Genomic DNA, 15,089 nt, shown 5'->3' with positions numbered 1-15,089 from the left:
AGGAAGAAGCCCATCGAATGTGGGCTTCTTCCTATTAACTATTTTCATAATCAAATTCATCTGGATGTCTTCCGTAACGCTTATCGATATCAAGACCATCCAATTGCTGCATATCTTCATCAGATAGTTGGAAATCAAAAATTGCTGCATTTTCCTCTTGTCGATGCTTTTTCGTTGATTTAGGAATCGTTACTACTCCGTGCTGATAATCCCAACGTAACATAATTTGTGCAGGCGATTTACCGTGTTTGGTTGCTAGTGCTTGTAGCGTATCGTCATCTAAGTATCTCCCTCTACCTAATGGTGACCATGCCTCTACTTGAATATGATGTTGGCTACAATAGTCCCTTAAAGATCGTGAACTCAATTGTGGATGAAACTCGACTTGATTGACCATTGGTTTAACGGTTGCATCTTTTAATAAATCTTTTAAATGATGCTCAAGGAAATTACTAACTCCAATAGCTCTAACTTTCCCATCCTTATAAAGCTTTTCTAACGCTTTCCACGTATCTTTATACTTCCCTGGTACTGGCCAATGGATTAAATACAAATCAATATATTCAAGTCCCAATTTCGTCAAACTTCTTTCAAACGCTGCTAATGTTTCATTATATCCTTGTTCACTATTCCACACTTTCGTCGTTACGAATAATTGTTCGCGAGGGATAGTCGATTGTTTAATTGCTTGTCCTACCCCTTCTTCATTATCATAGAAAGAAGCCGTATCAATGCTGCGATATCCGATTTCAAGTGCTGACGCAACCGCCTCTTTTACTTCATTATCTCCATCCATTTTATATACACCTAGACCGAGCCAAGGCATTTGTACTCCATTTGCTAATGTTGTTGTAGCAGTTAAACTCATCCTGTAATGCTCCTCTCTTTATTATTTACTGTATTATACATCATATCGAAAACAAGGAAGTTCTAACAACTATTTCGCATTAATAAACATTTGCCGGTCCATACCGATGTAATACAAACGGTGAAGCGGCCTTGTCATCGCTACATAAAGCAGTTTTAAATCTAACTCGTTATCCTCATACCACTCATTTATATTCATGAGAAACACACAATCGAACTCTAACCCTTTCGATAAATATACAGGTAAGATAACGAGCTTTTCTTGCTCCATCTCTTTCCCTTCTTGTAGAATGCACAACGTTTTTGGAAAAAAGGGATGTAGCGTTTCGTAAATTAACTGACATTCTCGTTTCGTCTTCCCTATAATCGCAAAGGTTCGAAAGCCCTCCTCTTGCAGTGAAGCATATACATGCATTATCCGCTCCGCCCAGCCTTCCTCTAACATGGAAAGGAAGATAGGTGCTTCCCCATGTCTAACGACTGGCTCTGCTTGTGGAAGGTCACCATCTATTTGCTGTAATATCTCATTGGCCTCTCCCATTATTTCCATCGTTGTTCGGTATGTTTTCTGCAACGTTAAGTAATTGGACTTCGTAAATACGTTATGCAGTAACTCTTCCCACGAAGATAACCCTCTATATTGATAAATTCCTTGTGCCAGGTCTCCTACAATCGTAAATAATTCTGTACCTAACGCTGTTTTCAAGCTGACAAATTCCATATAAGAATAATCCTGTGCTTCATCTATGACGACTTTTTTCGCTTTATAATCATTGTGTACTCCAAATAAAATCGCTTGCAAATATAATAACGTCGCTAAATCCTCGGCATCTATTCTGTTATGACGTAAACCGCGGCTCGTATGTTGTTGCAATACGGTTCGCTTATCCTCTTGTAGAAAAGGAGAGAATACAACATGAAATGTGTCATTATTTTGATACAGATTTTTAAAAATAGAAATAAGTGAATCGTTAGGATATTTCTTCATGTAATTAGAAACGGCTGATTTCGCTTCTTTTTTAATTTGTTGTAGCTTGAGCTCTTTTTGTTCTAACAAAAAGGTGACTCTTCTCTTGCGTTTGTCTTGATCGCGAATGGAATATATTGCATCTTCTACGGCATCATCATATTTTTGTGTTATTTTATCCAATAACAGTCTTTGCTTTTGGCGAACATCTTTCCTTAAAATCTGCCGTATTTTTTCTTTTCGTTGATAAAAAGGAAGGTACGTAAAATCTTGCAAAAACATACGCTTTATTTTCTTCCCGTTCTTAATACGAAAATCAGCAATTTTCAAATCTTCCTCTACACAAAATGCTTGTTCTAATCGTTGGATGTAGCAATCAAGCACCTGCTGAAAGGATGAACCTCCCTTAATTTGTGCCACCATTTGTAATTTGCGGTGCTCTTTCGGTCGCTCTAGCATATCCATTAACGTTTCATGTTGGGAACGAACGTTGAATGGATGCTGCGTCACAAGCTGCACATAATCGGCAAAAGTCGTAGATCGAGCTTTTTCGACACCTAATTCTGGCAACACTTCTTTCATATAATTAATAAAAAGCCGATTAGGTGCTAAGATGAGCATCTGTTCTGGATGAAAAATATGCTGAAGGGAATATAAAAAGTAGGAAACGCGGTGTAAGGCAATCGTTGTCTTCCCGCTACCAGCCGCCCCTTGAACAATAATTGGCTTGCTTAAATCAGCACGAATAACACGGTTTTGTTCCTCTTGAATCGTTGCGACTATTTCATTAAGACGATGGTCAGTACTTTGCGACAATGATTGCTGTAATAAATCATCCTTCGTCGTAATATCAATATCACGAAACTCTAATAACTCTCCGTCTTCAATAGAATACTGACGTTTAAGAGAAACATACCCTTCATATATCTCACCATGTGCTTCGTATTCCACTTGACCAATTCTACCTTCGTAATACACATTAGCTAACGGCGAACGCCAATCTAGAATAACTGGTTGCTGCGTTTCTCTATCAAATAACGAAACTTTCCCAATGTAAAAGATTTCTTCTTTTGTTTTGTCTGTTTTGTCTTTTGGTTGATAATCAATGCGGGCGAAATACGGTTTTTTTCGAAGTCTTATGAGGTTTTCTAGCTGTTGCTTCGACATTCTCATAAAGTTTGAATGGGTCAACATTTCTTGGTACTTCAAACTACTATCTTGGAACTCTAACGCTTCTACCGTTTCTGTTTGTCGCTTTTGCAACGCTTGTTGATCCAATTGTTGCGCATGGATAACGGTATCCATATAAACTTTCGTAAAGATTAAACGTTCTTCTTCCTGCATATAATCTGGGTGGTTTCTCATCTTGTCATTCCCCTTTCCATTTTTCAGTTGAATGACGAGTTTACATGCGGTAATCAAAGCAACATTACTACTTTATCATATAAATAATCATTAAAAAAGCGAGATGAAAGGCTCCATCACGCTTTTTTAATGATTTCAATAATCTTATCCTTGGCTCGTTCACTTTTATATTGCTCCATGTGCTTAAGCATCGTATCTTGATTCGCTACAAGCTCCTCTATTTCATGTAAAAAACGTGTACTTGTTAATTCTTCTTCCTCTAACTTTCTCGCATACCCTTGCTTAGCAAAAGAGTCGGCATTAAGAATCTGATCCCCACGACTAGCATTGCGGGAAAGAGGAATCAATAGCATTGGCTTACGTAAAGCGAGAAATTCAAAAATAGAATTAGAGCCAGCTCTTGATACGACGTAATCAGTCATAGCAATTAAATCGGTTAATTCTTCTTTTACATATTCAAATTGAACATAACCCGGGCGATTAAGTGATTCTTCTTTATTCCCTTGTCCGCACAAATGAATGATTTGATACGTTTGTAATAATTCATCTAAATTATCCCGTATCGCATCATTCATTTTCTTTGATCCTGAGCTACCACCCATTACTAAGATTACTGGTTTGGACTTTGTGAAATTCGTCATGGACAATCCTTTTTGTGCATTTCCAGTAAATAACTCATCACGTACGACCGCACCAATATATTCTGCTTTCCCTTCCTTAATATACTTATTCGTTTCTGGGAAAGTAGTTAACACTTTCTTAGCAAAGCGCATCGCTAATTTGTTCGCTAATCCTGGCGTATAATCAGATTCATGAATAATAGCTGGAACGCGGTTCATCTTCGCCGCTACTACAACCGGCACAGATACAAACCCGCCTTTAGAGAAAATAACATGCGGCTTACGCTTTCGTATAATCGAATGAGCTTGCCCAATTCCTTTTAAAACTCGGAATGGATCTTTGAAGTTCTCTTTTGAGTAATACCTTCTTAACTTTCCTGTTGAGATTGGATAATAGGTAACTCCTTCTATACCTTCTACTAATTCTCTTTCTATTCCATTATGTGAACCGATGTAATCTATTTCCCATCCCTCTCTTTGAAATACAGGAATCAGGGCAAGATTAACAATAACGTGACCAGCTGTACCTCCACCGGTAAATAAAATCCTATTCGCTTTCATATTTAACTTCCTTTCTATTGTAAAACTCCATTCCCCATCCAATTGGAAACATTGTGTGCTATAATCCTCTTACATAGTATAAGAACAAATAAGAAAAAGGAAGAGCTATATGTTTCAAACCAATACACTATCCGAAAAAACAAAATTACTACTACGCATTTTATTTCCTATTCTCATTACACAGTTAGGTATGTATGCGATGAATTTCTTTGACACGATTATGTCTGGGCAGGCTGGCGCAAGTGATTTAGCAGGTGTCGCCATTGGTTCTAGCTTATGGGTTCCCATCTTCACTGGTGTAAACGGTATTCTACTTGCCTTATCACCTATAGTAGCACAATTAATCGGCGCAAATAAAAAAGAAAGAATTGCTTCTGCTGTACGTCAAGGCATCTATTTAGCTGTCATCTTGGCTATATCTATCGTGACGATTGGGGCTTTCGTATTAAATCCGATACTCAATCAAATGGCACTAGAACCAGAAGTTCGTCATACCGCAACGTTTTATTTAGTAGCACTAGTCACAGGCATTATCCCTTTATTTATTTACAATGCATTGAGATGTTTTATTGATGCATTAGGGCAAACTCGAATAACAATGATTATTACTCTTGCCGCTTTGCCGATTAATATTATTTTTAATTATATATTTATCTTTGGCAAGTGGGGAGCGCCTCAACTAGGTGGTATTGGGGCAGGAATTGCATCTTCCATTACCTATTGGTTTACTTGCACAGTAGCTGTCATCATCGTCTGGCGAGTGCGACCTTTTTCAATCCACCAAATTTGGGGGAAAATAGAAAAACCTTCATTACAGGCATGGTGGGAACAAATGAAGATAGGTGTACCAATTGGGTTTGCCATTTTCTTTGAAGTTAGCATATTTGCCGCTGTCACCATACTAATGAGTAGCTACAGTACAATTACGATTGCCGCTCACCAAGCTGCGATGAATTTTGCTTCATTTCTATATATGATCCCACTTAGTATATCGATGGCTTTAACCATTGCTGTTGGCTTTGAAACAGGAGCAAAACGTATGAAAGATGCCAAGCAATACAGCTACATGGGCATAACAGTTGCTGTTCTTCTGTCAATCGTATGTGGTTGTATTATTTATATCTTTAATGAACCTGTCGCTCGATTATATAGTACGGAAACACAAGTAATTGAGCTAACAAAGCACTTTTTAGTGTTCGCTATTTTCTTCCAATTATCGGACGGTGTTGCCGCTCCGATTCAAGGTGCACTACGAGGATATAAAGATGTGAACATCACTCTAATCGTCGCTCTTATATCTTACTGGATCATCGGTCTTCCAAGTGGATATGTCTTGGCTAATTTCACTTCCTTTGGCCCTTTTGGGTATTGGATAGGATTAATTACCGGCTTAGCCGCTGGAGCAATCTTACTATTTATTCGCTTACGCATCGTACAACGAAATGCACGTGCACAAGTTGTCGAGTATTAGCATGTCGAATGCACCCATATTATTCCCCAGGAAATGTTGCAGAAAAGACACTATATTTTTCCTTGCAAAAAAGCTGGCATGCATTTATTACACATGCCAGCTAATGATTTCTTATAAGAATAAACCTGCAATCGTTGCAGACAAAATAGAACCTAACGTTGCACCAACTAATAATTTCATACCAAACCTAGACACTTGAGCCCCTTTTTTTGAGTCGATTCCTTGTACTGTACCAGCAATAATTCCGATAGACGAAAAGTTAGCAAAGCTCGTTAAGAACACGGAAATGATGCCAATCGTCTTATCAGATAAGGTCGCATCTTGAACCATGGATTGCAACTCTAACATTGCAACAAATTCGTTCGTTACAATCTTCGTTCCCATCAAACTTCCTGCTTGAATCAATTCATCGCCTGGTACACCCATTAAAAATGCAATTGGAGCAAGAATATATCCTAAAATCGTCTGTAACGTTAATCCAGCAAATATAGACTGAATGATTGCATTTACCAAGTTTAAAGAAGCGATAAAAGCAATCAACATCGCTGCTACAATTAGTGCAATTCTTCCACCATCTAATGCTCCATTCCCCATTGCTTCAAAGAAACTATTCGCTCCAGATACATTTTTAATATCTACACGATCTTCCTCTGCCTTCACTTTTACAGGAGCAATCATCGACGCAATAATGAGCGCACTGAACATATTTAATGGAATAGCGACAAGTACGTATTGCTCTGGTAACATTCCTAAGTAAGCACCGACAATAGATGCGGAAACAGACCCCATTGCGGAAGCACTTACTATATACAAGCGATTTTCACTCAAATGGTGGAATTGAGACTTAATCGCCAACAATGCTTCCGACTGTCCAAAGAACATACTGTTAACCGCATTGAAGGATTCAACTTTAGGTAAGCCCGTAATTTTGGATATAAATGCTCCGATATATTTAATGATAATCGGTAAGATTCGCAAATAAGTAAGAACAGATAAAAGTGTCGCAAAGAAAATAATAATTAATAATACATCTAAGAAAAATACAGAAGCCGATGATCCATCCGTCATAGCCTCTCTTGCAATTCCTCCCGTAACGAAAGAGACACCCTCTTGACCAAATTCAATTAATTTATTAAACATGTTGGATATGGCTTTTATAATGCTTTGACCAATACTCGTATTAAAGAAGAATGCTGTCGTCGCTAATTGGAATAACAACATTACCCCTATACCAATATAATTAATATTCTTTCGATCATTCGACATCATAAAGGCTATAGCTAAAACGAGAGCAATAGCTATTATCCCAAATAGAATATCCACGTATAATACGCCTCCCTTAGTAATAAAGCTCCTACACCTTAATCATGAAAATGCTTTCAACTATTTCATGATGAATTGTATCAAGTTGTCAGACGTCTTGCAAGTGAAAAATTATCCAAAAGTCCTCTTAATTTGCGCTAAAGTGACAGTTTTCGATAAAATAATCCCCGTAGTTACCAGTACCCTGTATAATTTGATAACAATCACCCATTTGTTGAAAAAAGTCAGCTTGCGGTAGCTGACTTTTCCCATTTCTATTTCTTTAGAAACATCTGTGTCCAATAGTGACCATAGCTACCGCCTTTAGCATACCCTACGCCAATATGAGTTACATTTTTGTCTAATATGTTTTTTCGGTGACCTGAACTATCCATCCAACCTTGAACTACTTGTTGAGGGGACGTTTGTCCAGCTGCAATATTCTCAGCTGCCTTCTCATAAGAAATATTAAAATTTCTCATCATTTGAAAAGGGGATCCGTAAACAGGGGAAGTATGGGAAAAGTAATTATTATCTCGCATGTCTCGAGATTTATAACGAGCTACTCTTGATAATTCCCAATTGCCTCTTAATGCCGGTAAGCCATATTTAGCGCGTTCTGCATTTGTGAGGCGAATGACTTCTTGTTCAATAGATTTTAGAGCTCTTTTTAATGGGACGGTAACTTTATCACCTGGATAGATTAAATCGGGATTATCAAACTGAGGGTTGGCCTGAATAATTTCTGATAATCCTATTTGATACTTTTGCGAAATAATCCAAAGTGTATCTCCTCTTTTTACTGTATAAGTGTCCTTTTGTTGAGCATGTGTAGGCGTAGGTGATATAATAGCCATACTAAAACAAGCAAGCAATGCTGCTAATAATCCGATGAACTTCCTCATCCATCCATCACTCCTTCTATATTTATCACTGTTATCTTTAACCAACATGCACATCTTTACTCATTGTCACAAAGGAAAAGTAACATATTTGCTTGTTTGGCATCATAAACTAAATTGTCGAGTAATAGAAATGGGGGAATGTGCTTATGGAATCGCGAATAAAGCATCTTGCCGAAACTTCCCTCCCAAGAAAAATGCCAACATGGGGCTATGATGTTTTTGAACAATTTGCAACAGATATGTTATCCGGCAACAATCCATTTCCATATCTGTTAAACTTAGATGGTATCAAACGTCGTCAAACGCGCTTTGTGTTCATTGATTCTATTTCTCGTCAGAATCATATCCAGCAGTTAGCAAACAAGCTGACGTCCTTTGTACAACAACATCATCGCTATGGTGATCACACTGCTCTAATAGCTTTTTTTCAACCAACTTTACAGTACACCTACACATATGAAGTGATGTTTAAAAACGTCTTAACCCAATTAACAACATTTAATGATATCGAGTGGCCTCTTGATCACGATTTCTCTTTTTGTGATTATTGGTGTGAATTTTTCTATAAAGGTGTTGCAATGAATGTAGTGTGCAGTGCACCAACGTACTTTGCCTTTATCATTGTATTTAAACCAACAGACACTTGAAACGTTGCATCAATCATATGAAATCGATACACTAAATATAGACCAATCATTGTAAAAGCGAGGAACAACCCATGTCGAATAAACAAATAGATGATATATTACAAGAAGGCATTCATGGCAAAAAGGAAATAAAACCAGCTGAACGAAAACGTTTTCTAGGAACTTTGCGAGAACGCGTTGTGATAGTTCTTACAAAAGGACAGCTCATGCAAGACAACGCATTAAATCAATTAGCCAATGCGATGCGGCAACACCCAGACACGAAGCTTTTACTAAATGGAGAAGTTTCTTCACGCTTTATGAAAGAAGAGAAAGCTTTAGCCAATCAATATAATATTCCTTATACAGTCGTGATGAATCAAGATGCACAATCCGATTTAGGAGCTGTACTAACGTATGATCACGCTGTAGATATCGAGGAGATATTTGTAGAAGAAGAAACACGTGAAGTTCAAAAAGAGGATAAGAAAGCTAACTTTATTACGCGAATAAAAAATTGGTTCCAATAACATAATCAGAACAACGGCATTTCCACACTTTTCGTGAAATGTCGTTGTTTATTTACACACATAAAAAACCCACCATTATTTAGATGGAGGGCTAACGAAATGATTTTGGATTAAGGGCATCTTTAATCCCTTCTCCTATGAAATTAATCGATAAAATAGTAAGTATTAACACAAGGGCTGGAGGCATCCATATCCAAGGCATGTTTTGCAATACTTCTGGTTGTTGAGAAGCAGATAACATGTTCCCCCAGCTTGGCACTTCTTGAGGCACACCGAAACCTAAATAGCTAAGTGCTGATTCAGCTACAATCATTCCAGCAAATAAAATTGTTGCTTGGACAATGACAGTTGTTAGTACGTTCGGTAACAAGTGCTTCCCTATAATTTTGTAAGGTTTACCACCAACAGAAATAGCTGCAAGGATGTATTCGTTTTCTTTCTCAGACAGTATCTTACTTCGAACAAGACGGGCAACTCCTCCCCAGCCGAGCATGCTAATTACGAAAATGAGCAACCACACGCCAGAGATGACACCGAATAATACGGCATTCAAAACGATTACAAACACTAAAAATGGAAAATTAAGCATAAAGTCTGTAAACCGCATTAACACATTATCAACCCATCCACCGAAATAGCCTGCTACAGAGCCAATAATGGTCCCTATTATTAGTATGAACGTTGTACACGTTACACCTACTAATAAGGAAACTCTTCCACCATATAACAACCTAGTAAATACATCTCTCCCGCTCGTATCTGTTCCTAACCAATGCTCTGATGAAGGTGGCAAAGACATATCTCCAATATTGACCTTCGTAACATCAGCTGTTGTAATATAAGGAGCCAATAAAGAAAGCACCGCAATAGCAGTTAAGTAAATTAAACTTATAACCGCTAACTTATTTTTGAAGAATTTCCTTCTTGCAATTGCCCAAGGTGACATACTCTTCTGAGGCTTTGTTGCCGACGTTTGTGTTTGATTATGATTCGGTACGATTTCCATTGCCACACCCCCTATTCTACTCTAATTCTTGGATCTACGATGCCGTAAAGAAGATCAGCAATTAAATTCCCTATTAATACAAGGAATGAAAACATTAAAGCAAGCGTCATTAACGTTGGATAATCATTCGTTTGCATGGAAGTTAGAAACAATTGCCCTAAACCAGGATACGTAAAGATGGTTTCTGTAATTAAAGCACCATTGACGATTGTTACAATATCAAATCCTAAAAACGTAATAAGTGGAATAACGGAATTACGGAGGATATGTTGGTTATAAATCCGAGATTCAGGTGTTCCTTTTGCTCTGGCTGTACGAACGTAATCCTTTTGGCTATTATCGATAATATCATTACGTAGAAATTGCGTATAACTAGCTGTCCCCATTGCCCCTAAGACCAACGCTGGTAAAATGACATGGTACAAACGAGATAGCCACCACTCCGCTGTTCCTTCTGTTAACGCAATATCGACAGAACCCGAAAACGGAAACCAACCAAGCTTAAAGGAGAATAAATAAATTGCAAACACACCTGCAATATAGATGGGAATTGCTAACATTAAGTAATTAAAACCTCCAATTGCATGGTCTATTTTCGTGTACGGTTTTTTCCCAGCATACATCCCCATTGCAAATGCAAATAAGTATGTAAATAACAGCGATATAATTCCTAAGAAAATCGTATTAGGTAGACGCTGTGCAATTAAATCCTCTACAGGCATTTTATATTTAACCGATGTACCAAAGTCTCCTTGTATGAAATCCGTTATCCAGCGATAATACTGCACATGAATAGGATCGTTGTACCCTAACTTCTCGCGCATCATTTCAATGTATTCTGGATCCGAATTATTCGGGTCTATTTCCCCCGATAGTGCATCTCCCGGCATCGCTAATGCCAGGAAAAACACTACGACGGAGATAAGGAATAACATCGGTACAATGGCTAGAATACGCCTAATCGTATACTTCAGCATAGACATTCTCCTTATCTTATGACACTATTTCTACTCTTTGATATACCACTCGTTTGCATTATTGGCGCCAGATACGTCATATTCAACGCCACCAACACGTTGGTTAATGCCCATAATTTCTTCAAGTTCTGCAATATATAACATCGGTAGCTCTTCGTTTGTTAACTGCTGCCACTCCGTATAAATCGCTTTACGTTTCTCTTTATCCGTTCCTACAACTTCTACATTTAGTGCATCTTCTAGCAATTGGTCACTCTTCTCATTTTCCCAACGAGGTAAGTTCCACAATTGATCTGACTTCCATAACGCCGATGGATCTGGATCAGCACCAGTACTCCATCCACCAAAGAATACTTCAATTCCTTTCTTATCCTTCTCGATGCTGTCGTAATATAAGCTAGACTCCATCATTTGCAACTCCGTTTGTAAACCAATCTCATTCCAATATTGAGTTAACGCTTTCGCGCGGGCTTCAAATGTTGGGTTTGTAGAAGAATAATGTGCAAAATTCACGACAAACTTTTCTCCTTTAGGGTCTTCACGGAAGCCGTCACCATCTGTATCCTCATAGCCCGCTTCATCTAGCAATGCTTTTGCCTTTTCTGGATCATATTCATAATGATTCTTCAAATCATCATTGTCAGCAGCAATCCAGTGTGAGGATGGTACTGGTGCATTGACAGGAGTGCCGTAACCACCGAAGAATGCTTCCACCCACTCTTCACGATTGATAGCATGATACATTGCTTGTCGTAATTTCAAATCAGCATATTTCTCGTTCTTCTCAACAATTTCTTTTTTCTCATTATCGAACTTTCCAAACTTAAAGCCTACGTAGTAATAAGAAAGGCCAGGATAAGTAACTAAATCAACATTTTCCATTGCTTCTACATCCTTGCCCATTGTTGGGTGCACTGGAACCATATCGACTTCTCCGTTTTGCAGTGCTCCTGTTACTGCTTTGTTGTCAATTACTTTCACAATGACTTTATCTAAGTTAGGTGCACCCTTCCAATAATCTTCGTTAGCAATGTACTCATAAGATTCACCTGGAACTACGTTACCGATTTTAAATGGTCCTGTTCCCATTGGTTTCATACGAGTTTTCTCATGCTCTAGCATATCTTTAACAGGGACGTCTTTCCAATACTCTTCATGCATTGGATAACTCCAAACATTGACTAAGTTGTTCACTCGTGCTTCGTCGAAAGTAACGTTAATTGTATAATCATCCACTACTTCTAGACCAGAAATGCTCTCCGCTTCTCCTTTATTAAACGCCTCTGCTCCTTCGATCGTTTGTACGTTTGCATAGCGAGGCCCTTCGTAGTCTGGATGGGCAATTGTTTCAAGAGCAAATACCCAGTCATTGACTGTTAATTCGTCTCCATCGTGCCACTTTACGCCTTCTTCAAATGTGAAGGTATATGTCTTATTATCTTCTGTTTCCCAGGATGCCAAGTTAGGCTGTGGCTCTAGATTCTCATCATAATCAATAAGTGATTCCACCATAAAGCCAAGAACATCAGCATCTGTTGCTGTACCGTAATAATGAATATTTAAAATCCCTTCCGGCTCTGAATCAATCGCATACGTAATTGTTCCACCTTGAGTCGGATTATCTTCTCCCGTATTTTCATCTGTACCTTCTTCGCTTGTTTCTTCGCCTTCACCCTTCGTTTGCTCGTCATCTCCTCCACTACACGCTGCTAGAAATAACGATAACAGTAACACCGTGGATAACAGCCAATACCATTTGTTCCCCTTCATTTGATTGCTTCCCCCTTATGATTTCAGTAATGATTCATCATACAATACACATGCCACTTGTTGTCCAGGCTTCACCTCCTTTAATGGAGGTTTGATAGTGGAGCATTTATCTATCGCTTTAGGACACCTTGTGTGAAAAGGACACCCTGTTGGTGGATTTTCTGGGCTTGGTACATCCCCTTCTAACACAATACGATCTCGTTTCTCCCCAACCTTAGAAGCATCTGGAACTGCTGATATCAAGGCTTGTGTATAAGGATGTAACGGATTCTCGTAAATAGACCCTTTATCTGCTATCTCCACAATTTGTCCCAAATACATGACGCCAATGCGATTGCTCATATGCTTTACAACGCTTAAGTCGTGGGCAATAAAAAGGTACGTTAATTGAAACTCATCCTGCAACTCATTTAATAGATTTAATACTTGTGATTGAACTGACACATCTAATGCTGAAACCGGTTCATCAGCAATAATAAGTTTTGGCTTTAACGCCAATGCTCTTGCTATCCCAATTCGCTGCCTTTGTCCACCAGAAAATTCATGAGCATACTTATAATAAGCTTCTTCCGGAAGTCCAACCCGTTTCAACAAATCCGCAACTTCTTGTTTAATTTCCTCACTCTTTTTCTTTGGGTAGTAGTTACGAATCGGCTCGCCTACAATATTGCCCACCATTTGCATCGGATTTAACGATGCATACGGATCTTGAAACACCATTTGCATATCTTTGCGAATGTCCCACAATTTTTTCCCTTTTACAGAAGTAATATCTTCTCCTTCTAATAACACTTGTCCAGCTGTCGGTTGAAGCAAGCGTAAGATTGAACGTCCTGTCGTCGATTTCCCACAACCTGATTCTCCCACCAAACCGAGTGTTTCTCCTTTATTAATCGATAAAGTTACGCCATCTACTGCTTTCACTTCTCCAATTTTCCTTCTAAAGAAGCCTCCTCTTACAGGGAAATGCATTTGCAAGTTGTTTACTTCTAACAATGGCTTCGCTGCGTTTCTCATCGACTCACCTCTTCTTCTGGCCGACTAGCTTCGTATAATAAGCAAGCAACCTCATGATTGCTCTCCTCTTCCTTCAGCTGTGGTGTCACTTCAACGCATTCTTTCATAGCTTGTGGACAACGATTGGCAAAACGACAGCCAACGGACGGCATTTTAGTTAATGTGGGAACAATGCCTTCAATGGTTTCTAGCTCATCTACCGTCTCATCTAAACGAGGAATCGCCCCCATTAATAACTTTGTATAAGGATGCTTTGGACCTTTAAACAAACGCTCGACACTTGCTTTTTCTACAATTCGCCCTGCATACATAACGATGACCTCATGACATGATTCTGCGACAACGCCTAAATCATGTGTAATGAATATAATTGACATATCATTTTTGCGCTGAATGTCTTGAAGTAACTCTAATATTTGAGCTTGCACCGTAACATCAAGCGCTGTTGTCGGTTCGTCAGCAATTAGTAATTTCGGCTGACAAGCAATCGCCATCGCAATCATCACTCGCTGTCTCATACCACCAGATAACTGATGAGGATAATCTTTTATAATTTTGTTTGGCCTAGAGATTCCAACCGCATCGAGCAATTGTATAATTTTCTTCGTTGCTTCTTCTTTCGAAATTTTAAAATGGTTATGTAATACTTCTTCTAACTGATATCCAATTGTAAACACAGGGTTTAAAGAGGTCATCGGCTCTTGAAAAATCATTGATATTTCTTTACCGCGTATTTTATTCATCTTTTGATCAGGCAATTGTTCTAAATGTTTCCCATCAAATATTATTTCTCCTCCAGCAACTTTACCAATCCCTTTCGGTAAAAGTCCCATAATGGATAAGGACATGACACTTTTTCCACACCCTGATTCCCCAACTACTCCAACTACTTTTCCTGGTTGGACTTGAAAAGAGACACCATCGACTGCATTGTATTCTTCCCCTTCTATCATGAAAGCAGATTCTAAGTTCTTCACTTCAAGAATAGCTTGGGAATTAGAAACCTCCCTCATCAACCCACCTCTTTTCTTATTTTTATTAATATTCTGAATTATTTACATATTAATTTAGATTTGTCACTTCGTCAACAGTAAATTACAAATAA

The 15,089-nt window shown here is 38.4% G+C and carries 13 protein-coding genes; 3 read left to right on the top strand and 10 right to left on the bottom strand.

Annotation, left to right across the window (positions count from 1 at the left end; genetic code table 11):
- Window positions 1-34: 34 nt before the first annotated feature.
- The 3 genes from N784_RS06620 to N784_RS06610 form a co-directional block, all read right to left on the bottom strand.
- Window positions 35-868, bottom strand: a complete 834-nt coding sequence (locus tag N784_RS06620) for an aldo/keto reductase (protein ID WP_036833509.1) — start codon at window positions 866-868, stop codon at window positions 35-37.
- A gap of 69 nt (window positions 869-937) precedes the next feature.
- Window positions 938-3,199, bottom strand: a complete 2,262-nt coding sequence (helD, locus tag N784_RS06615; RefSeq protein WP_036833507.1) for an RNA polymerase recycling motor HelD — start codon at window positions 3,197-3,199, stop codon at window positions 938-940.
- Between the two features lie 116 nt (window positions 3,200-3,315).
- Window positions 3,316-4,380 (bottom strand): undecaprenyldiphospho-muramoylpentapeptide beta-N-acetylglucosaminyltransferase, encoded by a 1,065-nt coding sequence (locus N784_RS06610; protein ID WP_036833505.1) that lies wholly within the window; start codon window positions 4,378-4,380, stop codon window positions 3,316-3,318.
- Window positions 4,381-4,489: 109 nt separating this feature from the next.
- On the opposite strand from N784_RS06610, the gene N784_RS06605 reads away from it, so the two are divergent.
- Window positions 4,490-5,851 carry an MATE family efflux transporter gene (locus N784_RS06605; protein WP_036833503.1) on the top strand — a complete coding sequence of 454 codons (1,362 nt, stop codon included), beginning with the start codon at window positions 4,490-4,492 and terminating at the stop codon, window positions 5,849-5,851.
- 111 nt (window positions 5,852-5,962) lie between these two features.
- Here the strand turns inward: N784_RS06605 and N784_RS06600 are convergent, their stop codons facing one another.
- Together N784_RS06600 and safA are read right to left on the bottom strand one after the other, a co-directional pair.
- Entirely contained in the window at window positions 5,963-7,174 is a 1,212-nt protein-coding gene (locus N784_RS06600) for a NupC/NupG family nucleoside CNT transporter (protein WP_036833501.1), read from the bottom strand.
- Window positions 7,175-7,428: 254 nt separating this feature from the next.
- The gene (gene safA, locus N784_RS06595; protein ID WP_036833500.1) at window positions 7,429-8,058 is read right to left on the bottom strand and encodes a SafA/ExsA family spore coat assembly protein; all 630 of its coding nucleotides are present in this window, start codon (window positions 8,056-8,058) and stop codon (window positions 7,429-7,431) included.
- A 146-nt stretch (window positions 8,059-8,204) separates the two neighbouring features.
- Here safA and N784_RS06590 point away from each other — a divergent pair, with 146 nt between their 5' ends.
- On the top strand, window positions 8,205-8,705 hold the full coding sequence (locus N784_RS06590; RefSeq protein ID WP_036833499.1) for a YqcI/YcgG family protein: 501 nt from the start codon (window positions 8,205-8,207) through the stop codon (window positions 8,703-8,705).
- 71 nt (window positions 8,706-8,776) lie between these two features.
- Window positions 8,777-9,214 carry a YueI family protein gene (locus N784_RS06585; protein WP_036833497.1) on the top strand — a complete coding sequence of 146 codons (438 nt, stop codon included), beginning with the start codon at window positions 8,777-8,779 and terminating at the stop codon, window positions 9,212-9,214.
- A 91-nt stretch (window positions 9,215-9,305) separates the two neighbouring features.
- On the opposite strand, the gene opp4C is transcribed toward N784_RS06585, so the two are convergent.
- The 5 genes from opp4C to N784_RS06560 are packed head-to-tail and all read right to left on the bottom strand — an operon-like array spanning window position 9,306 to window position 14,997.
- Window positions 9,306-10,220 carry an oligopeptide ABC transporter permease gene (gene opp4C / locus N784_RS06580; protein ID WP_036833494.1) on the bottom strand — a complete coding sequence of 305 codons (915 nt, stop codon included), beginning with the start codon at window positions 10,218-10,220 and terminating at the stop codon, window positions 9,306-9,308.
- An 11-nt stretch (window positions 10,221-10,231) separates the two neighbouring features.
- Window positions 10,232-11,197, bottom strand: a complete 966-nt coding sequence (gene opp4B / locus N784_RS06575; RefSeq protein ID WP_036833492.1) for an oligopeptide ABC transporter permease — start codon at window positions 11,195-11,197, stop codon at window positions 10,232-10,234.
- A 30-nt stretch (window positions 11,198-11,227) separates the two neighbouring features.
- A complete protein-coding gene (gene opp4A, locus N784_RS06570) occupies window positions 11,228-12,967 on the bottom strand; it encodes an oligopeptide ABC transporter substrate-binding protein (RefSeq protein ID WP_036833491.1) in 1,740 nt (579 codons plus the stop codon).
- A 15-nt stretch (window positions 12,968-12,982) separates the two neighbouring features.
- Window positions 12,983-13,984 carry an ABC transporter ATP-binding protein gene (locus N784_RS06565; protein WP_036833489.1) on the bottom strand — a complete coding sequence of 334 codons (1,002 nt, stop codon included), beginning with the start codon at window positions 13,982-13,984 and terminating at the stop codon, window positions 12,983-12,985.
- Window positions 13,981-14,997 carry an ABC transporter ATP-binding protein gene (locus N784_RS06560; protein WP_036833488.1) on the bottom strand — a complete coding sequence of 339 codons (1,017 nt, stop codon included), beginning with the start codon at window positions 14,995-14,997 and terminating at the stop codon, window positions 13,981-13,983. Before N784_RS06560 ends, N784_RS06565 begins: the two co-directional genes overlap by 4 nt.
- Between the last annotated feature and the right edge of the window lie 92 nt (window positions 14,998-15,089).

It is taken from the genome of Pontibacillus litoralis JSM 072002, assembly GCF_000775615.1.
In the GTDB taxonomy this organism is placed as follows: Bacteria; Bacillota; Bacilli; order Bacillales; family BH030062; genus Pontibacillus; species Pontibacillus litoralis.
Note: the sequence above shows the minus strand (reverse complement) of the source record. Positions and strands in the feature narration are given on the sequence as shown.

Coding starts and splice junctions, on each gene's coding strand:
- opp4A (WP_036833491.1), bottom strand. CDS start 12,967: ATGAAGGGGAACAAATGGTATTGGCTGTTATCCACGGTGTTACTGTTA.
- opp4B (WP_036833492.1), bottom strand. CDS start 11,197: ATGCTGAAGTATACGATTAGGCGTATTCTAGCCATTGTACCGATGTTA.
- N784_RS06610 (WP_036833505.1), bottom strand. CDS start 4,380: ATGAAAGCGAATAGGATTTTATTTACCGGTGGAGGTACAGCTGGTCAC.
- helD (WP_036833507.1), bottom strand. CDS start 3,199: ATGAGAAACCACCCAGATTATATGCAGGAAGAAGAACGTTTAATCTTT.
- safA (WP_036833500.1), bottom strand. CDS start 8,058: ATGAGGAAGTTCATCGGATTATTAGCAGCATTGCTTGCTTGTTTTAGT.
- N784_RS06585 (WP_036833497.1), top strand. CDS start 8,777: ATGTCGAATAAACAAATAGATGATATATTACAAGAAGGCATTCATGGC.
- N784_RS06605 (WP_036833503.1), top strand. CDS start 4,490: ATGTTTCAAACCAATACACTATCCGAAAAAACAAAATTACTACTACGC.
- opp4C (WP_036833494.1), bottom strand. CDS start 10,220: ATGGAAATCGTACCGAATCATAATCAAACACAAACGTCGGCAACAAAG.
- N784_RS06620 (WP_036833509.1), bottom strand. CDS start 868: ATGAGTTTAACTGCTACAACAACATTAGCAAATGGAGTACAAATGCCT.
- N784_RS06590 (WP_036833499.1), top strand. CDS start 8,205: ATGGAATCGCGAATAAAGCATCTTGCCGAAACTTCCCTCCCAAGAAAA.
- N784_RS06565 (WP_036833489.1), bottom strand. CDS start 13,984: ATGAGAAACGCAGCGAAGCCATTGTTAGAAGTAAACAACTTGCAAATG.
- N784_RS06560 (WP_036833488.1), bottom strand. CDS start 14,997: ATGAGGGAGGTTTCTAATTCCCAAGCTATTCTTGAAGTGAAGAACTTA.